Genomic DNA, 24,269 nt, shown 5'->3' on the forward strand with positions numbered 1-24,269 from the left:
ATGGCCACGAAGCGCGCGAAGAAGACCGATGTAGTGAGCCCGAGTTCGGCCGAATTGCGAAAGGCCGTCGAGGCGATCGCTATTCAGCCCAAGAGCGGCAAAATCACGCTCCTCACCCGTAAGCTGTTCAATGTGCTTCTCGCCGTCGCTCAGCAAGCGGACGAGTCCGGCGACACTTATCGGGCCCTGCTGTCTGATATCGTCGCCAATTCGGCGTTCGATTCAAATGACACCGCGCTCGTGAAGGAGCACTTGCGGCGCATGGTGTCGGTGCAGGTCGAATGGAGTACCGGCACGTCAAGTCAGAAGCCGGGCCGGAAATGGGGTATCTCCACGCTGATCGCCGACGCGGAAATTCTCGAAGACCCCACCACACGCCGCGTGTGGGTCGAGTTTTCGTTTGCGCCAAAAATCAAGAAGAAGCTGCTCGACCCGGTTCAGTACGCACGCTTGAGTCTGCAATTCCAGAGCCAGTTGCGCAGCAGCGCGGGCCTTGCGCTCTATGAAATCTGCGTGCGCTACCTGACGAATCCGAGCCATCTGACGATGCGCGAATCGTGGGAATGGTGGCGCCCGATCCTCTCCGGCACGCCTGACACGGAAGCCGGAGACGAAGCGAAACGCGAGTACAAGTATTTCAAACGCGATTACCTGCGTCCGGCAATCGCCGAAGTGAACGCGGTCACCAACATCTTCGTCGAGTTGATCGAACACCGCGAAGGGCGGCGGGTCGCCGAGATCCAGTTCCGCGTGACGGAGCGCAAGCAGCCGATGCTCGCGCTTGACGAACATCCGAACGTGTTCGACAGCACGCTGGTCGACCGGATGGTGAAGATCGGCATCCCGCTGAAGGAAGCACAAACGCTATACGCTGATAGCGAAGAAAATCGTATTCGCGCAGCTTTGCAAATGACTGAGCAACGCATGCGCAGCACGTCGTTGCCGGCGGTGCGCAGCGCGCCTGCGCTGTTCAAGGATGCGTTGAAGAAAGGCTATGCGCCGCCGGTCGAGGCGTTGCCGTCCGTCGGCGGGGGCAAGGCGGCGGTGGCTGCGCCGGCAGACGATCTGAAAGCCCGTCTGCTTGGCGAGTACTCGGCGTATCGGCGCAAGGAAGCGCGCGAGCTGTACGACGAACAAGGCGAGTCTGAGCGGGAGATCGCGCGGCAGTCGTTTGAAGAAGATGAATTGCCGGGGCTCGGCACGCACATGCGGGACGACTGGCGTCGGCGCGGACTGGATTCGAAGATTGTTGAAACGGCGTTCTTCGACTGGCTGGCTCACAAGACGTGGGGCGAGCCCACCGACGGCGATCTGCTCGCCTTCACGCTGAGCCAATCGCGCGCGGCATAATCCTTCGCAGGACGGCGGCAATACTTCAACGCCGCCGTAACCTGCTCTTCTCTTATTTCAGCATCTGTTCAATCTGACGAAGGATGTCGTCGCGCTTTTCGCGTGAAAGACCCTTCAGGCGGAGTTCGATTCGATCGTCGCCATACGATTTCAGATCGCCGACCGAAACACCCCCGAGCTTGATTTCCAGACGCTGCGCATAGCGCTGCCGGCCCGCCGGTTTCGCGCTTTCCTGCGCGCTTGCTCGGCCCTTCACGATGTCGGCGACTTGCCGTGTACTCAGATCGTCCGAGAGGATTTTGTTGATCAGACGCAGCGTCGCGTCGGCACCGCGGGCGGTGTGATAGCGGCCCACCTGGTAGGCCATGTTCGAGCCGAACCGGTCTGGCCTCGCGACCATCTCATGCATCACCACCTCGGGCAGCTTCGCAATCGACAGGGCAACGGCAACGGTCGACTCATCGAGTCCAAGGTGTTCGGCGAGCTCTTTCTGGCTCTGGAAATGCCGATCCTCCAGAAAGCGTTTCCAGACGACAGCGTTGTCGAATACCGTCTGCGAATCGCGTTGGACATTGAGGTCGTAGCCGAGTTTGTAGCTTTGAATGCCGATCGGCAGATCGATGACGATCGCCTTCACCGATTCCTTGTTCGCTTCCTTCAACGCCCGGACGCGCCGGCCGCCATCGCTGACAAAGTACGTGCCGGGATTGTCGTAATCAGGAATGACGTGAATGGCTTGTTGTTGTCCCTGCTTGGCCAGATTGACGGCGAGCTCGGCAATCGACGACTTCAGATAGAAATGCCGGGGATTGAACGGACTCGGCTTGATCGCCTTGAGCGGGAGGTCGATGACCTGGCCCGGCCGGTAGCCGTGCTCGATGCGCCATGCGCGGTAGGCCGCTGATTCATTGGCGGTGTCAACCGAATCGACTTCCGCGACGACCTGAGGCATTACGGGCGGGGTCATGCGGCTAGGCACATTGCTACTGTTGGGGCCATTCTTAACCAGACCGTCGATCGCATTCAGGCGGTCGAGGGCGGTTCGCTTTTCGCTGCTGGTCGTATCAGGACGTGCTTGAAAGCCTTTGGCGAATTGGGAGGGTTTCATTCAGGGTCCTTTATGCGCATAAATTCACGGAAGCAAGGCGGCGATTTCGTTGGCACACGCCCGTATTTCGATGCCGGCGAGCTTGGCGCCGCGATCGTTCATCTGAAGCACGGTCTGCCCTAACGCCATCGCCTGCTTGTACGCTTCGCGGGTCGGGATTTGGGTTTTGAGTAGCGGGAATCCCAGCTCTTCTAACGCGCGCTTCAGTTCACGCGTCAGCATTCGCTTCTCTTCGGTCTTATTGAGCAGGAAGACTGCGCGCAGGTCCTCGTTCATCACCTGGGCTTGCTGGACGAGTTTGACCAGACCGACACTCGACCAATAGTCCGCAGGCGACGACGAGGTCGGAATAACCGCGACGCTCGCTGCGAGCAATACAACGCCGGATACTTTCTCGGTAATGGAGGGCGGGCAGTCGACCACGATGATGTCGTAGTCACTGACGAACTTCTTGATCTCGCGATGGATTTGGCTGCCGGCTTCGGAGAGATTGACGACCGGAAACGGGATGCCGGATTCGCCGTCGGATGAGGCACTGGCCCAATGGATCAGTGTGTTTTGACCATCTGCGTCGACGACGAGGACGCGTTTGCCTTTCTCATGGAATGCAGCGCCGAGGTGCATCGCGATTGTGCTCTTCCCGACCCCGCCCTTTTGCTGAGTTACCGCGATGATTTCTGCTGCCAATCTTCACCTCCTCTTTTTAGACGCAGATGGATTTTACCTGGATGAATTCGTATTTCAATCGTTTTTGTGTAAACACACGAAGGATTAGCCATCTGGGATAGGTTTATGCGCATAAAGGATGGAGGCGTCGAAGTCGTCGTGTGAACGCCGTGAGGCGATGTGGATGGGATGAGCCGCGCGCGCTCTTCGGGAATACTCCAGAGGTGGCCGTTTTTGCGTCAGTTTGACGCTGCCCGTAGCTGGAATGCCTGTGACGTGTTGGGTTAGCGATTCGATCGGACGACGGGCAGATCTTTATGCGCATAAATGCGCCTTCCGAAACCACCTTTGACGGCAATGTATTGTGCGCGACAGCCTGACGTATCGTCTCGGTGGCGATGACAGCAGCAGAATCGCTGTTCGCCCTTGCCGAGCAGGCCTGATTCAACGGCCTGAGAAATACCGGCGGCACTTAAGATGGGGCACGCGTCAACTGCGAGGCTCGCGTGAAAAGTCCGCGCTTTATGCGCATAAAGCCGATGCACTTCCCAGCAGTGCAAGCAGCCGTTTCTACACTACCTCTTATGCACTGTGCCTCGCCTTTACCCTGTCATCGGACGCGAGAAGCGGGTATCGGTTTGTGTCCCTGTCCCTTGCTCGCGTTGAGCAAGACAATCTGTGTCCCATTGGCACCATCGTCAAGTGGCAGGCAATCCGAAGTGTCGCCGATAGGTCTGACAGGCGCATTGTCCCGACCTCAATCCCGGAGCGGCATTCTCAATCAGAGGGTAAATGCAAAGTGCAATCTGCCCTTTCATAGTTCACTGCTGACCGGGTTTCCCCGCGCCATGTCGCCAACCGCTTTCCGGCAACATCTCGTACTGTGCGCCGTGCACCGAAAATCCCACTGCTGTCGACCCGTACACCGCCGTTCCGGACGCGACTCATCAAGTCGTCATCAAAACGCAGTCATTCGCACTGGAGGAAGAAAAATAAATCGAACAGAAAATATAGCGTTAAGGTGGCCGGGGCGATCCGGATCTGTCACGAGCGTAAAGACCGGCCCCACGGAAAGCGCTACACCCGCTCGGCCCGAAGACCACCTCCCACCCGCGATCAATCGCGATCAATCGCGCACAAGCCCATCGACAATCTGGGCCCCACCAAAGACCAACCCGCCGCTCACAGCCGCTAAAATTCACCACGAAAAAATACCCAGTAACCGCGACCAGCCAAAACGACCATGATCACCATCTATCACAACCCCCGCTGTTCAAAATCGCGTGCCGCTTGCGACCTGATCGCAAGCACTTGCAACAGCACAAACGAACCAACGGAAATCGTCGAATATCTGAAACAGCCGCTCACGATTGCCCAACTCAAGCAACTCAACGCACAGCTAGGTTGTACGGTCCGCGAGATGATCCGGGACACAGAAGCCGAATACAAAGAACTTCAGCTCTCCGATCTCACGCTGAGCGACGCTCAGTTATACGAAGCAGTGGCAAAGCATCCGATCCTTTTGCAACGACCCATCGTCGTGCGAAACGGGCGGGCCGTGATTGGCCGCCCGCCAGAAAATGTCAAAGCGCTGTTTGCCTGACTGTCCAAACGCAATGATCTAGGCCTTCGCAGCCAGCACAGCGTTCTTCGTTACGATCTTCGTCGGGATGATGCGCAGCTCGTTGAACGTGTCGGCGATACGCTGCTGTTCGGCGAGCACCTTCGCGTCGACAGGTTTGTAGATATGCGCGTAGTGGCGCAATCCGGCCTCGATCACATCCGCATCGAGGCCCTGTATCGGCGCAAGCTGCGCGGCTGCCTCGCTGTAATGGCCGCGCACCCACGTGCCTTCTTTTCCGACTTCATCTATTACGATTGCGAGCACGTCACCGTTTTGCTGCGCGAATGGCCGTGCGCTCAGGAAGAACTGGTGGTGGTTCACGATGCCTTCGGCGTCGGTGAGCAAGCGCGCGTTCGATTGCCGTTTCGCCGCTTCGAGGAACGGGTCCCAGATGGCCCATGCGTCGATCGCGCCGCGTTCGAAGGCCGCGCGCGCGTCGGCGGGAGGCAGATGGACGGGCTGGATTTCGCTGTACTTCACGCCGGCCTTTTCCAGCGCCGCGACCAGGAACCAGTGAACGTCCGACCCCTTGTTGAAGGCGATTTTCTTGCCCTTCAGATCGGCGAGCGTTTTGATCGGTGCGTCCTGATGCACGAGGATGCCTTCAGCATGCGGAGTCGGAATCTCGTACGCGGTGTAGACGAAGTTGGCGCCGGCCGCTTGCGCGAAGACCGGCGGCGCTTCGCCGACATAACCGAAGTCGATGGCGCCGACATTCAAGCCTTCGAGCAACTGCGGCCCGGCTGGAAACTCGCTCCATTTGACTGTGATACCGAGCGGCGCGAGCCGCTTTTCGAGCGTGCCGTGCGCCTTGAGCAGCACCAGCGTGTTGGCTGCTTTCTGGTAGCCGATGCGAAATTCCTTCGCATGCGCATCGGCCGCGAAGGCTGTAGTGGAGGCGAGGGGCAGGGCCACGGCGGCCAGCGAAGCGCCCACGCCGGCGATAAACGCGCGGCGCGTCAGTAACGGATGACGGGACATAAAAGTGGTCGTTAAAAAGACGGACGCAAAACGGACCGATTGCCGCCGACGATAAGCCGTCCGCAAACCTGGACGAACCGATAAATTCGCATAAGCAAATCACGCCGGAGATGTTCCACATCGCGGCTTCATGGCCGCCCCCGCCGTCTGCCCGCTTCGCTGCGCCAGGTTGGTAGTGGTCGCAACAATCGGCGGCATCCGCGTTGCCGCGGCTGCGTCAATAGGCCAAAGCGGACATCGTGCGTCTGATTGGCGGCGAGCGGGCGCGGTGGCAGGAATTGACGCGCAGTTGTCGATTCTGCATCGCCCTCGCCGCTTACACTGCGTCATCCGGCAAGTGCGGCAAGTGCGGCAAGCGCGGTATTAGCGCCCGCTTTCCCCTCTCGATACGGAGCCAGAACCATGCTTGAACTGAGACCATCCTGCGAAGGATGTGGCAAATCACTGCCGCCGAACGCGCCCGACGCGATGATCTGCACGTACGAATGCACGTTCTGCGAAGTGTGCGCGCTCAGCACGCTACGCAACGTGTGCCCGAACTGCGGCGGCGATTTCCAGCATCGGCCGATCCGTACGCGGGCGCAACTCGCCAAACATCCTGCGTGCACCGAACCGCATCCCGTCGCTATCGACGAAGCGTCGCACGCGAGTTTCTTTGAGCGCTACCGCAACACGCCGCCTGGCGAACGCTAAGCGAGGCGCCCGGTCGATGCGCCGCCAACGCGCAGATGCTGGCCGCGCATTGATCGAATCAATCGCATCACTCATCGGCACCGGCCGCGCCCGGCACTTCGATCCCGCTCGCCGCGTGCGCGGCCACGCGCAGCAGGCGGATCTGTTTGCGATAGTTGCGGCAGCCGCTGCAGGTCGGCAGATGCAGCCGGATCGCGACCCATTCGCCGGTCGTCAACCGACGGTCGAGCGCGTCGGACAGCAGACGCGTGATGTTCTTACACTTCCCCATTCGCATCCTCTCTGGATAGGCCCTTTTCGCTCAGGCAAGTGCGCAAGCGCAGCCGCGCCCGGTAGATCAGCACGCTGCAATGATTGGCGGTCATCTGCAATTCGGCACAGATGGCCTCGGTATCGAGATCGAGGAATTCGCGCATCATGAACACGCGCCCGATGTGTTCGGGCAGATGTTCGAGGCACATTTCGAACAAGGTCCAGAACTGCTGCTGACGCAGCGCGGTTTCGGGCGTCGGCCACGGTTGCGGCTTGCTCTCGCGCGACCAGTGGCCGTTGTCCTTGAACAGCTCCCGATCGAGCAGCGCCTCGCCGTCGAGTTCGGATTCGAGCGCCGAGAGGTTCACCGTGCGCTGCCGCGCGCGCAAGGTATCGACGAGCTTGTGCCGCAGGATGCCGAACACCCACGTCTTGTGTTCCGATTGGGCCGCGAACCGGTCAGCTTGCGTCCATGCGGCGGCCAGTGCTTCCTGCACGGCGTCTTCGGCGGCTGCGGCATCGCGCAGTTGCAGACGGGCGAAGCGCAACAGGTCGCGCCGCAACTGCGTCAGATAGGCGGGATCGTCGAGCGCCGGCCCGCTTATCTGCGCCATGACGCGCTCCGTCGTCGCGCCGACGGCTGCCGCACGTCTTCTATTGAATCGTTGTGGTTCATGAGCGGGTGAGGTTCCTTGCGCTATTTTTGGACTCGTGCGCCATTCTCGCGCACGTTCCTGCACAAGCGAATTGGTATTGAACATGTGCCCGCCAGAAAGCGATGACCCGATGACCTTAGTCGGAGCGGCAAGGCGTTTATGACAGCGAAAAACATTATTGCGCAAATTGAAAGCAAGGCATCGGGTCAACCGCTCAACCCCGAACAGACGTCGACGTGGTTCCACCTGAAGCCTCGGCCGCCTCGCATCCATGCTCACGTGGCGCTTCAATTATTTCAACATTTGAAAAAATGTCTTCTCCACTTCGGTATTTTTAGGTAAACGCTGAATCGCTATTCTTCACTTCATCGATCGCACCTGATCGCAAACCAAACGCTGAAGAGGAGTCGCACCATGAAACGCATTCTTTCCGCCCTGATCGCTTCCGTCGCCCTGTTTGCCGCCGCTTCGGGCGTGGCCCAAGCCGCTTCGCCGGCCCAATGCAGCGGTCCGGCATCGTACTGCAACGTGTTCTTCGGTAACTGATCGGCGGGGGGCACGGCCGGAAAGATACCCGGCACCGGGCTCGCCAACGAAACCGACTCGCGAAGTGAAAAAAGGGCGCCGATAACGGCGCCCTTTTTGCGTTTATGGCAAATGCACTTGCCGCGCAGCCTCTCCCGGCTCGATGCCGGCCAGACGCCGCCAGACGCAATCACCGGCGGTCGATCTTCCCGCCACCATCGGATGCCATGACCTCGGCGCCACACTTCCTTACCACGTCCGGACAGCTCGCCGCAGCTATGCTGCGCGTCGGTTTCTGTGCCGTCCACGGCCATTTCGCCGCTGGGTTGCTCCTGCGACCCGCTGCCGGGCCTTTTTTCGCGCGGCTACGGCCTCGTCATGGGATTTGCCTGCGTAATTCAGACTCATTGCTCGATCGTCCGTATAAAGCAGGCGCGCCCATTTGCCTCAAATCGTCCTACGCCGAAAGCATGCTTGATTGACAAGGCAAAAGTACTACTTATCCACAAGGTTATTCAGTGAATCTGTGGATAACTTTGGGCGCTACCGGGTTATCCACCGGTTGCAATCCGCATGGTTTGCTGCCGTCTTTCCGATCGCCGGTGTTTTTGCCATCACGGCTCTCGATCCGGCGGGCTTTTGCCTATGATTGACACTTCGTACCCTTTCGCGCGTCAAGCGCCTCAACACGAGGAACGAAACATGGCCCATCACATTGCAGTCGTCGTCGGCAGCCTGCGCCGCGAGTCTTTCAACCGTCAGTTGGCCCACGCTGTGGTTTCGCTCGCGCCCGCCGACTTCAGCTTCGAATTTATCGACATCGGCTCTTTGCCGCTCTACAGCCAGGAATACGACGCCGACTTTCCGGAAGTCGCGAAACAATTGAAGCAGCGCATCGAAGCAGCCGATGGCCTGCTGTTCGTCACCCCCGAATACAATCGCTCCATGCCTGGCGTGCTGAAGAACGCGATCGACTGGGGCTCGCGTCCGTGGGGGACGAATTCGTTTGCCAACAAGCCCGGCGCGGTGCTCGGCACGTCGCCCGGCGCGACCGGCACCGCGCTCGCGCAACAGCATCTGCGTAACGTGCTGGCCTATCTCGACGTCGCCACGCTCGGCCAGCCCGAAGTGTTCATCAAGCACGACGCGGCGGTCATCAACGAGAAAGGCGAGATCCTGAACGACGGCACGCGCAAGTTCTTGCAGACGTTTGTCGATCGCTACGTCGCATGGGTCAAGCTGCATACCGCTGCCTGACGGTATGTCCGCGCAAGCGGTCGGGTGAATATCGGGTGAATATCATCGGGTGAATGAAAAGCGCCGGCGTTGCCGTCACCTCGCGGCACGCCGGCGCTGTCATGTCCTCTGCTTATACGTGGTGATGTCCCGTCACGCGTTCCCAGCCGTGACGCACGGCGAGCTTGAAACGTTCCCACGTGCTTTCCGGCGAGGTGCTTTCCCAGTGACGCCGGGCTTCCGGCTCGACGTCGTCCCACGGCCTGTCGCGATAACGCGCGTCACGGCCGATCTCCGCGCCGTATCGATAGGCCGGCACGTAGTCTTCGTAACGCGAACTGTCGGCCGCGTATTGCTCGTCGTAGTGGCTGCGGAAATCTTCTTCGTATTCCAGATACTCGTTCGGAATCTGCTCGCCGATACCCGCGTGCGGCTGGCCCGTTTGGGGGACGACTTCTGACGGTTGCATGACGGCGCCCGAACCCGGCATGCTGCCGGCGGCAATCGCGCTGCGTCCCGCATCGCCGACCAGCGGATCGGATACGGGCTCGTTCAGCGGATCGGTGGCCGGCCGCTCAGCCGGCGGCGGCGGTGAATATTGCGGACCGGCCTTCGTCGCGGGCCGGCTGGTCGCGCTCGAGGTGCGAGGCGTGCCGGGCGTCACTGCGCCGATGCCCAGTTCATCGAGGATGGAATGGTCGCGGCTCAGCGGCGCGTCCCAGTCGGGCGAGCGCTCGCCGACGTCGGTAGCGCCCAGTCTCCTCAAGGTATTGCGAGCGAGTTCCGCATGCGATTCGCTCGCGGCGTTGACACACACCAGCACGGCGCCACGGCGCACGGCCTCGGCGTAGCGGGCCGTTTCGGACGCGCGTGGGCCGCTGGCAAACAGGCTGGCAAGAAAACGTTCGATGTTGGCCAGCACGCCCGGGCTGGCGACTTCGTCGGTTGCCGAGCCGACGGAGGGTTCCGGGTTCGCCTGCAACTCGATAGTTTCGTGTGCAAAACCGGTTTGCACGAGCGTATCGCGGGCGATCTCCGCTTGGGAATAGGTGTCGAATAAACCAATCACAGCGTGTCGCATGGCTGCCTCCCGGAGTTGGGCGGAGTAGACAGCGCGGAAACGCGTCGCTCTCCTTCCTTAACCGTGCTGCAACGTTCGTGCCCGAATGGGCCAGCGCCTGTGTGCGCCGTTCGCAAGGCAAAAAGCGCGGCGCGCCGCTGGTTGCGGGCGCCGCGTTTTTACAATTGCCGGTAAATCGCGGCGATCCCCGGAGCGTTTTTAATCTGCGGGGTGAGCCGCGGAATGCGTGCCCGACTGCGTCAGATCGCGCTGGATCGTTTGCAGGAGCTTGTCGAGCAACGCGATATCGAAGGGTTTGGATAGCACGCGCACGTCCACATGCCGCGCGCGGTCGAGTTCTTCCGCGTAGCCGGTCACCAGAATGACCGGCAGCCTGGTATCGAACGCCTGCACCGCTTCAGCCAGATCGATGCCGTTCATCGTGCCGGGCATGTGAATGTCGGACAGCACCAGATCGAACGGCAGCGGCTCGCCGGTGCGGGCCTGCCTGGCGTGGGCGTCGTCGAACAGGCGCAGCGCGGTGTCGGCATTGAAGACCCAGGTGACCTGGTGCCCCATCATCTGCAACAAGGCTTCGGTGCCGGCGGCGACTTCGTCGTTGTCCTCGACCAGCAGAATGCGCAGGCCGTGCGGCGTGCCGGCTTCCTCGACGCCCGGTTCAGCCGGCCGTTCAGCTTCGGGCGCCGCGGCGGCGCGCGGCAGGTACAGGCGCACCGACGTGCCCGCGCCGATCGCGCTGTCGATCGCCGCAAGGCCGCCCGAGCGCTCGCAGAAGGCGAATACCTGCGGCAGCCCGAGACCCGTGCCCATGCCTTTCGGCTTGGTCGTGAAAAGCGGTTCGAAGGCGCGCGCCAGCACTTCGGGCTGCATGCCGCCGCCGGTGTCTTCAAGCGACAACTGCACGAAATCGCCGACGAGCGGAAAGCCGTCCTCGTGGCGGAACGCGATGTTGGTGGCCCGCACGGTGAAACGGCCGCCGTTGGGCATCGCGTCGCGCGCATTCACGGCGAGGTTGATCAGCGCCAGTTCGAATTCGGCGACGTCGACGCGCATGGGCCAGATTTCGACGCCGATATCCATCACCAGCGAAATCTTCGCGCCGAGCGACGCGCGTAGCAACTCGCGGCATGCCGGCAGCCAGCGCTCGAGGGCGAGCGTCTCATTCCGCAACGGCTGCTTGCGCGCGACGCCGAGCAATTGCCGCGTGAGCGACTGGCCGCTCTTGAGCGCCCGCTCGATTGCCGACATCTCGCGGTCGAGCCCCGGTGCGCCGCGCCGTCGCGCGATCTGCACGTTGGCCGACACGATCATCAGCAGATTGTTGAAGTCGTGCGCGACGCTGCCGACCAGATTGCCGAGCGCCTCCATCTTGCGCGACTGACGATACGCGGATTCGATCGAGCGGCGCATCGACGCCTCGGCCTGCCAGCGCTCCCACGCCTCCTCTTCGGCGCCGAGACGCCGCAGCGACAGCCAGATCACGCACCACAGCACGATCGACGGCGTGAACATCGACAGGATCAGAACGCTGAGATGCCGGTACCAGCCGGCCCAGATCGCCGAAGCGCGGTAGCCGCTCGACACGTACACCGGATACGCGCCGACGCGCCGGTAGGCGAGGATCAGATCGTCGCCGTCGATGTCCGAACTCATTCGCACCACGCCGGCCCGCCGCACCTGAGCCAGCGCCTGGGCGAGCGGCGACTGCGGCGATATCGCCACTGGCTCGTGCGGGCTGCGCGGATAGTGCGCGAGGATTGCGCCGTCGGTGCGGATCAGGCTCATGGTCATCGGCGTGTCGTCGCTGCCGCCCAGCAGTTCGCGGTAGAACGCGCTGAAATAGCTCGGCCGCAACGCGACCGACACGACCCCGGCGAACGAGCCGTCGGCGGCGCGCCGCGCGACGCCCATGTTGAACACCTGTTCGCCGGCGACGTGTCCCACCATCACCTTCGACACGTGCTCGATATCCTTGCCGTCGCGAACCCCGGTGAAGTCTTCGCGCTCGGCAATCGACATCGACGGTGCCGGATAGAAACGGCTGCTGGCGAGCAAGTCGCCGTCGCGGCCGAAGATCGACACGGCGGCCACCTGCGGATAACCGCCGCCCATCGTGCGAAGTTTGTCGTGAATGGCAGATTCGCCGGCGCGAATGCCGTCGTCGTCGAGCCCTTGTGTGAGATCGACGATGCGGGAGTCGAGCGTCTCGTTCATGTCGAACACTTTCAGCGCGTGTTCTTCGGCGACCCGCACCGTGCGCAGCGTCATGTCGGTGGCGCCGGCTTCACGCGCGCGCAGATCGTTGAACGCCATCGCCGCCACATACACGCACGGCAGGACGATCGCAGCGATCAGCAGCGCGATCAGCGTCATGCGCCGCACGTGGAAATTCTGTTCCGGCACGGCCGGGAACAGCGCCTCGTCCTGCCGGCCAGCGGAATGGCGGCTCGCTTGAGGCGGGTCGAACCGGTCGGGTGTCATTTTCGATTTACGCTACGGTCGTTCAAGACGAAAAAAACCGGAAGCCGGCATCATCATACGAGATATGAGAAGCATAGACTCGCGGCGGCGCGAGTCGTTGCTGCGGCAAATGGCGGTACAGATTTGTCTGCCTTTTGAATCAGCGACGAATCGGCAAGCGCAAACGTACACAAAAGTATAAAGGCAAAAGAAAGTCGTCGAGACGTAATAAAATATTTTCAAAAATAGCATTTAATGGGGAAATCTGATTAGCGTAGGCTAAATTGGCGAGTTGCCTTTCCGCCCTTTTGCTTCGAAAATCGATGCCACGATAAATAATGCGTCCGCCATGTTCGGCCGCAACCGCCGCGAGGGCCGCCAGACAACGTGCACAACGCGTGACGGACGGTGCTTGCGGAACACGCGCGCGGCAACGGGACCAACCAGATCCATGAAGCCGCTCAGATTCATTTACGGGGTAGGCTTCGAACATGCCGGTCATCGCCGTCGTCCACCGTGCGCGCACGCCATCATACGTGCCCGGCGGTTTCACCATAAGCGCCTCGCCGCGCGCGCTCCCCGGCCGTTCGCGATCTGAATTCCCGCCGCAATTCGCCTTTCTTGCCGCCGTTCGACGGACCGCGCGCTAAAGAAACTACCGCTATCTGCCGTTAACGCGCCAGAACTAATCCCGCTTTCCCCGACCCGCCCATGCCTTTGCCCATTGTGATCGCCGATGATTCGCTGCTTGCCCGAAAGGTGCTCACCAAGGCATTGCCGCCGGACTGGGATGTCGACGTGTCCTACGCAACGAACGGGCGCGAGGCGCTCGCTCTGTATCGCGAAGGCAGAGCGTCGGTGATGTTCCTCGACCTGACGATGCCGGACATGACCGGCTATCAGGTGCTGGAAGCCTTGCAGCATGAGGATCTGAACACCTTCGTCATCGTCGTCTCCGCCGATATTCAGCCGATGGCCCAAGCGCGCGTGCGCGCGCTCGGCGCCGCGGCGTTCATCGCCAAGCCCGTCACGCCCGAGGCGGTACTGCCCATCCTCCAGGAGTACGGGTTGTATGTCTGAGCCAGTCCTCAACGAAGACCGGCGCGACGCGCTGCAGGAAGTCGCCAATCTGGCGATGGGCCAGGCCGCGACGCGCCTCGCGCGGCTGCTCGACGCGTTCATCGAATTGTCGGTGCCGCGTGTGAAGGTGGTGGCGGTGAGCGAGGCCGCGCAGGCGCTGCGCGAGATGACCGGGATCCAGGACACGGTCTGCGCGGTGCGCCAGGGCTTTCGCTCCGATATCAAGGGCGAGGCGCTGGTGATCTGCCGCAGCGACAGCATCGAGCAGCTGTGTTCGCTCGTGAGCGACCCGTACGCGCGCTCCACCTACGAGACGGTGAGCCAGAACGAACTCATGTTCGACGTCGCCAACGTGCTGACGGGCGCGTGCGTCTCGTGCATTCTCGACCAGCTCGGCCGCACGCCGGTTTTCTCGGCGCCCGGCCTGCTCGGCGAAGCGATGACGCTCGACGAGGTGTTCCAGCCCGGCGTGCTGCAATGGGAAGTCGCGTTGCTGGTCGAAGTGAATTTCGCGCTCGAAGACCAGAGCTTCCGCGCGCATCTCGTGATGCTGATGGCCGAAGAGTCGATCCGCCACATGAACGAGGCGCTCGACGCTCTCCTGTCCAGCTTATGAACGTGCCCGCTGATTCGTTGAGCGATCTGGTAGTCGAACGTGTCGGCTTCGGCATTTTCGTGCTCGATCGCGAGATGAACGTGTTGATGTGGAATCGGTTCATGCAGGATCACAGCGGTTTGTCGCCGGAACAGGTGGTCGGCAAATCGCTCTTCACACATTTTCCCGAGCTGCCGCGCGTGTGGCTGTCGCGCAAGATCGAAAGCGTGTTCCAGCTCGGCAGTTTCGCGTTCAGTTCGTGGGAACAGCGCCCGTATCTGTTCAAGTTCGATCACGACCGGCCGATTACCGGCGGCGTCGATTTCATGCAGCAGGACTGCACCTTCATGCCGCTGACGCGCGATCGCGAAGTGGTGGCCGTGTGCGTCACCATCTCGGACGTCACGCACGTCAGCATCGTGCAACGCGAGCGCGAGGAGGCGGTCGCCAAGCTGCAGGAATACGCGGACCGCGACGGTCTGACGGGTATCGCCAATCGCCGGTACTTCGAAGCGCGCCTGCGCGACGAATACACGCGCTGGCAGCGTTACGGCGGCGACATGTCCGTGCTGCTGTTCGATCTCGATCACTTCAAGAAAATCAACGACCAGTTCGGCCACGGCGTCGGCGATACGGTGCTGCGCGTGATGGCGCAGCGGGTCGCCGAGGTGGTGCGGGCGCAGGATACCTTCGGGCGGTTCGGCGGCGAGGAGTTCGCCTTGCTGCTGCCCTGTACGCCGCTCGAAGACGCGATGCGGGTGGCGGAAAAGATTCGCCGGACGATCAGCGACACGCCGGTCGAAGTGCAGGGCACGAGCGTGCCGGTGACGGCGAGCGTGGGCGGCGCGGCGGCGCGCGTGGGCGTGCCGGCGTACGACGTGCTGATCAACGAAGCCGATGCGGCGCTTTACAGCGCGAAGCGGCAGGGGCGCAACCGGTCGGTCGCGTTTATCTGAATCCGAATCGGGCGCCGGCGATTCCTGCCTGCGCCGCGCACCGGCGTTGGATACCTCGCCGCCGGCGCATCCGGCTCGCTTCAGGCCCCTTATTCGTCCCCAAAACTGCGGCTTCTCACAAAGGTTGTTATACTTTTCGCCGTTTCCGGCATCCCTGCCGGGTGTTTCGCGCGTGTCCGCGCGCGCGGGCCGCTTACCCTGCGGGTAGGCATGACTTCTTGAACGCCTTTCAGCGGGCGCCTCCAGCGGAGATCGTCTTGGCTGTTTCCAATCTTGTCGTGGACGATACAGAAATCGACGCCGCTGCCGCCACGTCCGGCAGCTCGTTCTATCTCGCAATGCGCATTCTGCCGGCCGCGCAGCGCGACGCGATGTATCAGGTCTACGCTTTCTGCCGCGCTGTCGACGATATCGCCGACAGCGACATGCCGCGCGCCGAACGCGCCGCTGCGCTCGAGCGCTGGCGGGCCGACATCGACGCGTGCTACGCCGGCGCGCCGCGCGCTTCATTGCGCGCGTTGACGCGGCACATTCATACGTTTCATCTGCAACGCGAAGATTTTCACGCGATGATCGACGGCATGGCGATGGACGCCGCCGCCGACATCTGCGCGCCCGACGAAGCCACGCTCGACCTCTACTGCGACCGTGTCGCGAGCGCGGCGGGCCGTCTATCGGTGAGGATATTCGGGATGCAGGACGAGCCGGGCCGTTTGCTGTCGCACCACTTGGGCCGCGCGCTGCAACTGACCAACATCCTGCGCGATATCGACGAAGACGCCGGCATCAACCGCTGTTACCTGCCGCTCGAATTGCTGGCGCGCGAGGGCATCGCCGTGACGAGCCCGGCGCAGATCGCCGACGATCCGTCGCTGCTGCGCGTGTGCGCGACGCTCGCCGAGCGCGCCAAAGAACACTTCGCCGCCTCCGACGCGATCATGGATCGCGAGCCGCGCAGCCACGTGCGCGCGCCGCGCATCATGTCGGGTGTCTATCGCGTGCTGCTCGAGCGCACGCTCGAGCGCGGCTTCGATATTCCGCGTACGAAGGTCAGCAAGCCGCGCATGCGCATGCTGTGGATCGTCGCGCGTTACGCGCTCTTCTGAGCTGATGCAAAAGCTCGTCCATGTGATCGGCGCCGGCCTCGCCGGCCTGGCCGCTGCGGTGCAATTGCAGCGGCGCGGCGCACAAGTCGTGCTGCATGAAGCGGCGGCCCAGGCGGGCGGCCGTTGCCGTTCGTATTACGACAGCACGCTGGGCGCGACCATCGACAGCGGCAATCACATGGTGTTGTCAGGCAATTTTGCGACGTTCAACTACTTGCGCGCGATCGGCGCCGCCGACGAACTGATCGGTCCGGCTCAGCCCGATTATCCGTTCGTGGATCTGGCGACGCGGGCGCGCTGGACGGTGCGCATCTCGCCGGGAACGCTGCCGTGGTGGGTCTTCGATCCGAACGTACGTGTGCCGAACACCGGGCCGGGCGACTATCTGGCGCTCGTGCCTCTGCTGTTCGCCAAACCCGCTCGCACGGTGGCGCAGACCATGCGTTGCAATGGCCCGCTGTGGGACCGCTTGCTGCGGCCGCTGTTTGTCGCGCTTCTGAATGTCGAGCCGCGCGAAGCGTCGGCGGAGCTGACGGGCGCGATGGTCCGGGAGACTCTGATGGCCGGTGGCCTCGCGTGCCGGCCGCTGGTGGCGCGCAACGGTCTGGGCAGCGCCTTTGTCGATCCGGCGCTGCGCCTGTTGCAACATGGCGGCGCGGCGATCCGGCTCGGTTCGCGCCTGAAAGACATTCAGTTTGCCAACACCGGCCCGGGCCCGGGCCCGGGCCGTGTGTCGGCGCTGAATTTCGTTGACGAAAGCATCGCGATCGAAGCGAACCAGGCCGTGATCCTCGCGGTGCCGCCGGAGATCGCCCAAACGGTCGTGCCTGGTTTGCGCGCACCCAATCGCTTCGCGGCGGTCGCTAGCGTGCATTTCGCGGTCGAGCCGCCGTTCGGTTTGCCGCCGGTCACAGGGTTGCTGAACGCGACAGCCGATTGGCTGTTCGCGGCCGATGGCCGCCTCTCGGTGACGATCAACGCCGCGGACCGGGTGCTCGACACGCCGCATGAAGCGCTGGCGCAAACCGTCTGGACCGAAGTGGCGCAAGCCGCCAGTTTGCCGGCCGAGCCGATGCCGGCCTGGCAAGTCGTGATGGAAAAGCGCGCGACGTTTGCCGCGTTGCCGGATCAGGAAACGCAGCGGCCCGGTACGCGTACTCGCTGGAACAATTTGATGCTCGCAGGCGACTGGACGGCTACTGGCCTGCCCGCGACGATCGAAGGCGCGGTCCGCTCCGGCCAGAAGGCTGCGGACATGCTGCTGAATCAACCGATGGAACGCCGATGAACGATTTATCTCAAGCCCAGCAGCTGGGCGCCGTCCTGCCCGAATTCGCCGATGCGTCGGAGAGCGCGCCTGAAGTTGCGCCGCACGTGTCCGCAACGTCGCTCGACGCCTCGATCACGCGCGCGACCGATGCGATCCTCGCTGTGCAGAAACCGGACGGCCACTGGGCCTACGAACTCGAAGCCGACGCGACGATTCCCGCCGAATACGTGCTGCTGGTCCACTATCTCGGCGAAACGCCGAATGTGGAACTGGAGCAGAAGATCGCGCGCTACCTGCGCCGCATCCAGCTGGATAACGGCGGCTGGCCGCTCTTCACCGACGGCGCGCTCGACATCAGCGCCAGCGTGAAGGCCTACTTCGCGCTGAAGATGATCGGCGACCCGGCAGACGCCGAACACATGGTCCGCGCGCGCGAAGCGATTCTGGCGCACGGCGGCGCGGAACAGGCGAACGTGTTCACGCGGATTCTGCTCGCGCTGTTCGGTGTGGTGTCGTGGCGCGCGGTGCCGATTATGCCCGCCGAAATCATGCTGCTGCCCGAGTGGTTCCCGTTCCATCTGTCGAAGGTGTCGTACTGGGCGCGTACCGTGATCGTGCCGCTGCTGGTGCTGAACGCGAAGCGGCCGGTCGCGCGCAATCCGCGCCGCGTGCGTATCGACGAGTTGTTCCGCGGCGCGCCGGTCAACACCGGCACGCGGGCCCGCGCGCCGCATCAGCATCTCGGCTGGTTCCGTTTCTTCAGCGGCGTGGACGTGATGCTGCGCGCCGTGGACGGCCTGTTCCCGAAGGCGACGCGCGAACGCGCGGTGCGCGCGGCGGTGGCCTTCGTCGACGAACGGCTGAACGGCGAAGACGGCCTTGGCGCGATTTTCCCGGCGATGGCCAACTCGGTGATGATGTACGACGTGCTCGGCTATCCGGCCGATCATCCGAATCGCGCGATTGCCCGCCAGTCGATCGAAAAGCTGCTCGTCGTCAAGGACGACGAAGCCTATTGCCAGCCGTGTTTGTCGCCGGTATGGGATACCTCGCTCGTCGCGCATGCATTGCTCGAAACCCGCGAAGCGCATGCCGAGCAAGCTGCTGAACGTGGGCTGGCGTGGCTGCGTCCGCTGCAGATTCTCGACGTGCGCGGCGACTGGATTTCGCGCCGTCCGAATGTGCGGCCCGGCGGCTGGGCGTTCCAGTACAACAACGCGTACTACCCGGACGTCGACGATACGGCAGTGGTGGCGATGGCGATGCATCGCTCCGCGGCGCTGACGCAATCGGATGTCGATCGCGAAGCCATTGCACGCGCGCGCGAATGGGTGGTCGGCATGCAGAGCAGCGATGGCGGCTGGGGCGCGTTCGAGCCGGAAAACACCCAGTACTACCTGAACAACATCCCGTTCTCCGATCACGGCGCGTTGCTCGATCCGCCGACCGCGGACGTGTCGGGCCGCTGTCTGTCGATGCTCGCGCAACTTGGCGAACTGCCAGCCGGCAGCGAACCGGCGCAGCGCGCGTTCGATTACATGCTCAAGGAGCAGGAATCGGACGGCAGCTGGTACGGGCGCTGGGGGCTGAATTACATCTACGGCACGTGGACCGCGCTGTGTTCGCTGAACGCCGCGGGCATGCCGCACGACGACCCGCACATCAGGCGCGCCGTGCAGTGGCTGCTGTCGATCCAGAATCAGGATGGCGGCTGGGGCGAGGGCGGCGAGAGCTACAAGCTCGACTACCGAGGCTACGAGCGCGCGCCGAGCACGGCCTCGCAAACCGCGTGGGCGCTGATGGGTTTGATGGCGGCCGGCGAGGTGAATCACGAGGCGGTCGCTCGCGGTATCGATTATTTGCAACGCGAGCAGCGCGAGCATGGTCTGTGGGACGAAACGCGCTTTACCGCGACCGGTTTCCCGCGTGTGTTCTATCTGCGTTACCACGGCTATCGCAAGTTCTTCCCGTTGTGGGCGCTGGCGCGCTTCCGCCATCTGAAACGTAGCGGGCTGACGCGCGTGACGGTCGGGATGTAACGGATGCCGCCTTCGACAACGCCGTTCGCCGGCGCCGACAGCAGCACCTTGCCGGTAATCGCGGTGACGGGCATGGCCTTCGAGGCGCGCATCGCGCGCGGCAAGGGCGTCGAGGTGGTGTACGCCGCGCGCGCCGATTTGCTGGAGCGCGCGCTGAGCGCGGCGGTCGCGCGCGGGTGCGCGGGGATTGTCAGCTTCGGCACGGCGGGTGGTTTGGCGCCCGATCTGGAGCCGGGCACGCTGATCGTTGCGGAGGCGGTCGAGGGACCGTTTGGGCGGCTCGCAACCGATCCGCGCTGGGCGGATCGGCTGGCTGCCGCGTTGGCCGTCGGGCCGCTCGAGGCGCGCCTGCGGCGCGGCCTGATGGCTGCTGTCACTGCGCCTTTGGTCAGTGCCGACGACAAGCGGATGCTGCATCGCTCGACTGGCGCATTGGCTGTCGATATGGAATCGCATATCGCCGGGGCCACGGCCGCCGCGCACGGCGTGCCGTTCGCCGTATGCCGCGCGATCGTCGATCCCGCGTGGCGGACGTTGCCTTCGGCGGCGACAGCGGGCTTGCGCGATGACGGCAGCACTGCGATTGCGCCGATTCTGCGGGAATTGCTGCGACAGCCGTCGCAGATCGGGGCGCTGATTCAGGTTGCCGCCGATGCCCGGGCGGCTCGGACTTCTTTGGTTCAGGCGCGCCACGCGCTGGGAGAGGCCGGGGCCTTGCGGATGGGGACCTGACGGCGGTCGCCCCGCCGGTCAATGCGCTAGCTTGCACGGAGGCGCGTATGGCCGCCTTCGTTCTGATGTCGCCATGATCCGTCGCCGTGCGCGTGGTGCTGCGTCCCGGCTTACTTATTGCCCGTAGGCGCGGTTTCTAGCGCCGGAGTCGGTGCCTTCGCGCCCGAAGCTGCTGCGGGCGCCGCAGCAGGCGCGTTTGGCGTCTCGCCCGGGTCCGTGTAGTTCGGCGTACCCGCCGGGGCGCTTGTGGCGCTTCCGGAGGCCGCGTTCGGTGCTGCCGCTGCGTCGCCCGGGTCCGCGTAGTTCGGCAGGCCCGCCGGCGCGCCCGCTGCCGAGCCCTTGGCGGGCGCGGCCGACGCGCCGGAGTCGTCCTGGTCTTCGTAGTTCGGCGGCGGCGCCGCGCCGTCGCTGGTGCCGCGCAGACGCGCTTTGCGCTGCTGCGTGTAGGCGTCGCGCACGAACGAGTATTTGTCGAGCGCGGCTTGTTGCAGCAGGTCCGTGGCGCCCAGCAGATCCGAGCGCACGCTCACGAACTGCAGCACGTACAGCGGATTGCGCTCGGCCGGTTCGATGTAGTTCAGCGGGTTGAACTTCACGTCCACCACAAGACCCATGCTGTCTCGTACCGTGCTCGGACCGAACAGCGGCAAGACGAGATACGGCCCCGACGGGACGCCCCAGCGGCCGAGCGTCAGACCGAAGTCCTGGTGGTGCTTCGGCAGGCCGGCCGGCGTCGCCCAGTCGAGCAGGCCGCCCAGGCCGAAGGTCGAGTTGAACGCGAAGCGGATGATGTCTTCGGTCGCGTCGGTGATCTTCAATTGCAACAGGTTGTTCGCGGCGTTGCTCAGGTCGCCGAGATTCGAGAAGAAGTTGCTCACCGCCGTACGCAACGGCTGCGGCGTGACCTTCTGATAACCCTTGGCGACCGGGACGGCGACATAGCGGTCGACGCCGTCGTTGAAGTTGAACACGACCCGGTTCACCGGTTCGAACGGGTCGCCAGGCTTGCGGTCAGGACCGGTCGCGCAACCGGAGATCAGACCGGTGGCGACGAGTGCCAGAGCGGTGGTTCGCAGCTTCATGCTTGAATTCCTATGTTCTTCGCGCGACGTGGCCGCGGTTTGCCCATCAGTACCGGTTGGAACACCACCGCGCCGATCAGCGTGCAAAACAACGATAGTGCCAGCAGTCGTCCCATGCTGGACGTCCCCGGATGGTGCGACAGCCAGAGGCTGCCAAACGCTGTTGCCGTGGTCGCCGCGCTGAACAGCACGGCATGCGTGAGGCTCGACTGCAAGAGGCCGGTCTGGCCATTGCGCCACGCCATCACAAAGTAAATCTTGAAGGCCACGCCGACACCCAGCATCAGCGGTAACGCGATGATATTCGCGAAGTTCAGCGGCATGCCGAACACCACGCACAACTCGAGCGTCACCAGCGCCGACACCAGCAGCGGAACCAGCGTGCGCAGCACGTCGCCGAACCGGCGCAGCGCAATCCACAGCAGGATCGCAATCGTTAGCAGCGCCCAGCCGGCCGCTTGCAGGAATGCCTTGATGATCGTGTCGGCCGAATGCAGGATCGAAATCGGCCCGCCGATCGCGCCCGGCTCAGCCTTCTTCACCGCGTGCGCGAAGCGGGCGAGCATCGCATCGTCGTTCGGATCGGTGCCCGGCTTGACCTTCGGCGCGATGTCGACGAGCGCGCGGCCATCCTTGGAGAGCCAGCCCGTCGAGATGTCTTTGGGCAGGTTGTCGCGAGTGATTTCGGTCGGTTGCAGCAGATCCGCCAGTTGCTTCAGCGCGATTCGCAGCGGCGCCGACATCGCGGTTTCGGCGCGGTCGCGTGTGGCGGCGTCCGCGGCGGCGAGCTTTTGCAGCGCCGCCGAAAGATGCCTGGCTTCGGCGGCGCCCGGGCCCGGGTGATCGTCGGCGGCGAGCGCGAGCTGGTTCGACGCGCGTTTCAACGCGGCGACGCGCACCGCGTCCGTGGCTTGCGCCGAGGGCTGCTGCGTCAGCGCGGGCAGCAATTGCTGCGCGGCGCTCGCGATCAGCATCAGCTTTTGCTGCTGCTCAGTGGGCACGAAGGTGCCGAGCGTGGTCACGCGGCCCACTTCCGGCAGCGTTCGCAGATGCTCGGCCATGCGGTCCGCGTCCGCCAGCGAAGGCGCCAGCGCATGCACGTTGTTGACCGCCGCTTCCGGCGAATCTTTCAGCGACAGCAGCGTCGCCATCGATTCCGTGTGCGGGTCCTTCAGATGCAGCGGGTTGAAGTCGAAGCGCAAATGCGTGAGCAAGGGCGTGGCGCCGATCACGACGATGAGCGTCGCGATCAGCACCGGCTTGCGGTGTCGATCGAGGAAATCGTCGACGGGTGCGAGTCGCGGGAAACCCGGCGACACGGCTTCGCCCGGCGGGTTGAAGACTTTCAGCAGCGCCGGCAGCAGCGTCATGTTGGTGACGTACGCGACGAACATGCCGATGCCGGCGATCTTGCCCAACTCCGACACGCCGCGATAAGCCGTCGGCAGGAACGAGAAGAAGCTTTCGGCGACCGCGACTGCCGCGAGCGTGAGCGGCACGCCGATGCTGTGCGCCGTGTGCACGAGCGCGGCGGAGAGGCGGTCGTCGCGATTGCGTTCCTCGCGGTATTTGACGCCGAACTGCACGCCGAAATCGACGCCGAGTCCGACGAACAGCACCATGAACGCGACCGAAATCATGTTGAGCGCGCTGACCATCATCAAGCCGAGCGCGGCGGTGATCGCGAGGCCGACGAACAGCGTGATGAACACGGCGAGGATCATGCGGCCCGAGCGCAGCGCGAGCCACAGGATCACCAGCACGACGATGAAGGTGCCGATGCCGTTGAGCACCGCGCCGTCCTTGACCGAGGCGAATTCTTCGTCGGCGAGCGGCTGTTCGCCGGTTAGACGGACGGCCGCGCCATAGCGCGTATCGAGGTGCAGCGCCGCGGCGGTATCGCGGATTGCCTTCGACGCGGTCGCACCCGGCTCGAGGGCGTCGTAGTTCACGACCGGCTGCACGGTGACAAACGCGCGCGCCGGATCCGTGACAGCGCTCCTGTCGACCAGTGCGCGCCACGAAAACGCCGCCGGCTGTCCGGCCAGCACGCGGTCGAGCACGGCCGCGCTTTGCGATAGCAGATGACTCATGTCGGCGAGCTTCACCTGACCGAGTTGCAGGGGCAACAGCAGGCTCGTCGTGAGCGTGCCGGCGAGGCCGGTCAAGCTCGGATCGTGGGCGAGGGCGTTGACCAGCGGGCGGGACTGGATGAGCTGCGAGGTGGTCGACAGGACTTCATCGGTCGACGGGAACAATAAGCCGTTGTGCTCGAAGAACGGGCCGCCGGCCGGTTGCGTGACCGCGACGAACTCCTTCGAATCGGCTCGCAGCGCGGCGGTGAGCGCATTGGCGGCGGCGTCGGCGAATTCGGGGGCGCGGGCTTCGACCACGACAAGCACGGTTTGACCGCGCTCCGGGAAGGCCTCGTCGAATGCATGGTCGAGCGACGACCATTCCTTATCGGTCTCGATGAGACGGCTGATATCGGTGTTGATCTTGAAATGATGGGCGACATAAAAGCCGCTCAGGACCGCGAGCACGAGCGAGAGGGCGATGACCTGTAGCGGACGGCGCACTGAATAGGCGACGAGACGGACGATAGATGACTTCAGCATGTAGGCGGAGAGGGCCTTATCACGGGTAGTGTTTTTGACGAAAGTGCACAAGTATACAGAGCCGGAGCGATCCGGACCGTCTTCGCAGCAAGTGCCACGCCAGGCTTTACGGGGCTAGGGTGGGAACGCAATCTCGGTATACTGGTCTATCTTGCTTTT

At 63.3% G+C, this 24,269-nt stretch carries 22 protein-coding genes and 1 pseudogene; 12 read left to right on the plus strand and 11 right to left on the minus strand.

What is annotated here, in order from left to right; all coding sequences use genetic code 11:
• A partial coding sequence (locus AC07WT_RS21195) for a replication initiation protein (RefSeq protein WP_494948471.1) occupies positions 1-1,350 on the plus strand: 1,350 nt, incomplete at its 5' end.
• A gap of 52 nt (positions 1,351-1,402) precedes the next feature.
• On the opposite strand, the gene AC07WT_RS21200 is transcribed toward AC07WT_RS21195, so the two are convergent.
• Together AC07WT_RS21200 and parA are read right to left on the minus strand one after the other, a co-directional pair.
• Positions 1,403-2,458: a ParB/RepB/Spo0J family partition protein gene (locus AC07WT_RS21200; protein WP_494948472.1), complete on the minus strand. Its 1,056-nt coding sequence runs from the start codon at positions 2,456-2,458 to the stop codon at positions 1,403-1,405.
• A 24-nt stretch (positions 2,459-2,482) separates the two neighbouring features.
• On the minus strand, positions 2,483-3,145 hold the full coding sequence (parA, locus tag AC07WT_RS21205) for a ParA family partition ATPase (protein WP_115101383.1): 663 nt from the start codon (positions 3,143-3,145) through the stop codon (positions 2,483-2,485).
• 1,222 nt (positions 3,146-4,367) lie between these two features.
• Between parA and arsC the strand changes: the two genes are divergently transcribed.
• Positions 4,368-4,727: an arsenate reductase (glutaredoxin) gene (arsC, locus tag AC07WT_RS21210; RefSeq protein WP_494948473.1), complete on the plus strand. Its 360-nt coding sequence runs from the start codon at positions 4,368-4,370 to the stop codon at positions 4,725-4,727.
• A gap of 18 nt (positions 4,728-4,745) precedes the next feature.
• Here the strand turns inward: arsC and AC07WT_RS21215 are convergent, their stop codons facing one another.
• Positions 4,746-5,729 carry a sulfonate ABC transporter substrate-binding protein gene (locus AC07WT_RS21215; protein WP_494948474.1) on the minus strand — a complete coding sequence of 328 codons (984 nt, stop codon included), beginning with the start codon at positions 5,727-5,729 and terminating at the stop codon, positions 4,746-4,748.
• Positions 5,730-6,131: 402 nt separating this feature from the next.
• On the opposite strand from AC07WT_RS21215, the gene AC07WT_RS21220 reads away from it, so the two are divergent.
• Positions 6,132-6,422 (plus strand): DUF1272 domain-containing protein, encoded by a 291-nt coding sequence (locus AC07WT_RS21220; RefSeq protein ID WP_494948475.1) that lies wholly within the window; start codon positions 6,132-6,134, stop codon positions 6,420-6,422.
• Between the two features lie 67 nt (positions 6,423-6,489).
• Here the strand turns inward: AC07WT_RS21220 and AC07WT_RS21225 are convergent, their stop codons facing one another.
• Positions 6,490-6,693, minus strand: a complete 204-nt coding sequence (locus tag AC07WT_RS21225) for a zf-HC2 domain-containing protein (RefSeq protein WP_492595149.1) — start codon at positions 6,691-6,693, stop codon at positions 6,490-6,492.
• The gene (locus AC07WT_RS21230) at positions 6,680-7,288 is read right to left on the minus strand and encodes an RNA polymerase factor sigma-70 (RefSeq protein WP_492595148.1); all 609 of its coding nucleotides are present in this window, start codon (positions 7,286-7,288) and stop codon (positions 6,680-6,682) included. Before AC07WT_RS21230 ends, AC07WT_RS21225 begins: the two co-directional genes overlap by 14 nt.
• Before the next feature lie 456 nt (positions 7,289-7,744).
• Between AC07WT_RS21230 and AC07WT_RS21235 the strand changes: the two genes are divergently transcribed.
• On the plus strand, positions 7,745-7,876 hold the full coding sequence (locus tag AC07WT_RS21235) for a hypothetical protein (protein ID WP_492579872.1): 132 nt from the start codon (positions 7,745-7,747) through the stop codon (positions 7,874-7,876).
• A gap of 169 nt (positions 7,877-8,045) precedes the next feature.
• On the opposite strand, the pseudogene AC07WT_RS21240 reads toward AC07WT_RS21235, so the two are convergent.
• Positions 8,046-8,263, minus strand: a pseudogene (locus tag AC07WT_RS21240) (hypothetical protein).
• A 294-nt stretch (positions 8,264-8,557) separates the two neighbouring features.
• Here AC07WT_RS21240 and AC07WT_RS21245 point away from each other — a divergent pair.
• Positions 8,558-9,112, plus strand: coding sequence for an NADPH-dependent FMN reductase (locus AC07WT_RS21245; protein ID WP_492595147.1), 555 nt, complete (start codon positions 8,558-8,560; stop codon positions 9,110-9,112).
• A gap of 112 nt (positions 9,113-9,224) precedes the next feature.
• Here the strand turns inward: AC07WT_RS21245 and AC07WT_RS21250 are convergent, their stop codons facing one another.
• The 3 genes from AC07WT_RS21250 to AC07WT_RS21260 all read right to left on the minus strand — a co-directional run bounded on the left by AC07WT_RS21250 (position 9,225) and on the right by AC07WT_RS21260 (position 13,188).
• Positions 9,225-10,172, minus strand: coding sequence for a hypothetical protein (locus AC07WT_RS21250; protein ID WP_492595146.1), 948 nt, complete (start codon positions 10,170-10,172; stop codon positions 9,225-9,227).
• A gap of 198 nt (positions 10,173-10,370) precedes the next feature.
• A complete protein-coding gene (locus AC07WT_RS21255) occupies positions 10,371-12,653 on the minus strand; it encodes a hybrid sensor histidine kinase/response regulator family protein (protein ID WP_494948476.1) in 2,283 nt (760 codons plus the stop codon).
• Positions 12,654-12,792: 139 nt separating this feature from the next.
• Positions 12,793-13,188, minus strand: a complete 396-nt coding sequence (locus tag AC07WT_RS21260) for a hypothetical protein (protein ID WP_494948477.1) — start codon at positions 13,186-13,188, stop codon at positions 12,793-12,795.
• Positions 13,189-13,343: 155 nt separating this feature from the next.
• Between AC07WT_RS21260 and AC07WT_RS21265 the strand changes: the two genes are divergently transcribed.
• The 7 genes from AC07WT_RS21265 to AC07WT_RS21295 all read left to right on the plus strand — a co-directional run bounded on the left by AC07WT_RS21265 (position 13,344) and on the right by AC07WT_RS21295 (position 20,410).
• Entirely contained in the window at positions 13,344-13,712 is a 369-nt protein-coding gene (locus AC07WT_RS21265) for a response regulator (RefSeq protein ID WP_492595143.1), read from the plus strand.
• Positions 13,705-14,328 (plus strand): chemotaxis protein CheC, encoded by a 624-nt coding sequence (locus tag AC07WT_RS21270; RefSeq protein WP_494948478.1) that lies wholly within the window; start codon positions 13,705-13,707, stop codon positions 14,326-14,328. The genes AC07WT_RS21265 and AC07WT_RS21270 overlap by 8 nt, the downstream gene beginning before the upstream one ends.
• Positions 14,325-15,263, plus strand: coding sequence for a sensor domain-containing diguanylate cyclase (locus AC07WT_RS21275; RefSeq protein WP_492595141.1), 939 nt, complete (start codon positions 14,325-14,327; stop codon positions 15,261-15,263). Before AC07WT_RS21270 ends, AC07WT_RS21275 begins: the two co-directional genes overlap by 4 nt.
• A gap of 257 nt (positions 15,264-15,520) precedes the next feature.
• Entirely contained in the window at positions 15,521-16,369 is an 849-nt protein-coding gene (gene hpnD / locus AC07WT_RS21280; protein ID WP_492595140.1) for a presqualene diphosphate synthase HpnD, read from the plus strand.
• A gap of 4 nt (positions 16,370-16,373) precedes the next feature.
• Positions 16,374-17,657 carry a hydroxysqualene dehydroxylase HpnE gene (hpnE, locus tag AC07WT_RS21285; RefSeq protein ID WP_494948479.1) on the plus strand — a complete coding sequence of 428 codons (1,284 nt, stop codon included), beginning with the start codon at positions 16,374-16,376 and terminating at the stop codon, positions 17,655-17,657.
• Positions 17,654-19,678, plus strand: coding sequence for a squalene--hopene cyclase (gene shc / locus AC07WT_RS21290; protein WP_494948480.1), 2,025 nt, complete (start codon positions 17,654-17,656; stop codon positions 19,676-19,678). The genes hpnE and shc overlap by 4 nt, the downstream gene beginning before the upstream one ends.
• Positions 19,679-19,681: 3 nt before the next feature.
• Positions 19,682-20,410 carry a phosphorylase gene (locus AC07WT_RS21295; RefSeq protein WP_494948481.1) on the plus strand — a complete coding sequence of 243 codons (729 nt, stop codon included), beginning with the start codon at positions 19,682-19,684 and terminating at the stop codon, positions 20,408-20,410.
• 110 nt (positions 20,411-20,520) lie between these two features.
• Here AC07WT_RS21295 and AC07WT_RS21300 read toward each other — a convergent pair whose 3' ends face one another.
• Both AC07WT_RS21300 and hpnN read right to left on the minus strand, forming a co-directional pair.
• Entirely contained in the window at positions 20,521-21,492 is a 972-nt protein-coding gene (locus tag AC07WT_RS21300; RefSeq protein WP_494948482.1) for an MlaA family lipoprotein, read from the minus strand.
• Positions 21,489-24,110 carry a hopanoid transporter HpnN gene (hpnN, locus tag AC07WT_RS21305; RefSeq protein WP_494948483.1) on the minus strand — a complete coding sequence of 874 codons (2,622 nt, stop codon included), beginning with the start codon at positions 24,108-24,110 and terminating at the stop codon, positions 21,489-21,491. The genes AC07WT_RS21300 and hpnN overlap by 4 nt, the downstream gene beginning before the upstream one ends.
• Positions 24,111-24,269 lie beyond the last annotated feature (159 nt).

The organism is Paraburkholderia sp. GW821-FHT02A12, from assembly GCF_059422005.1.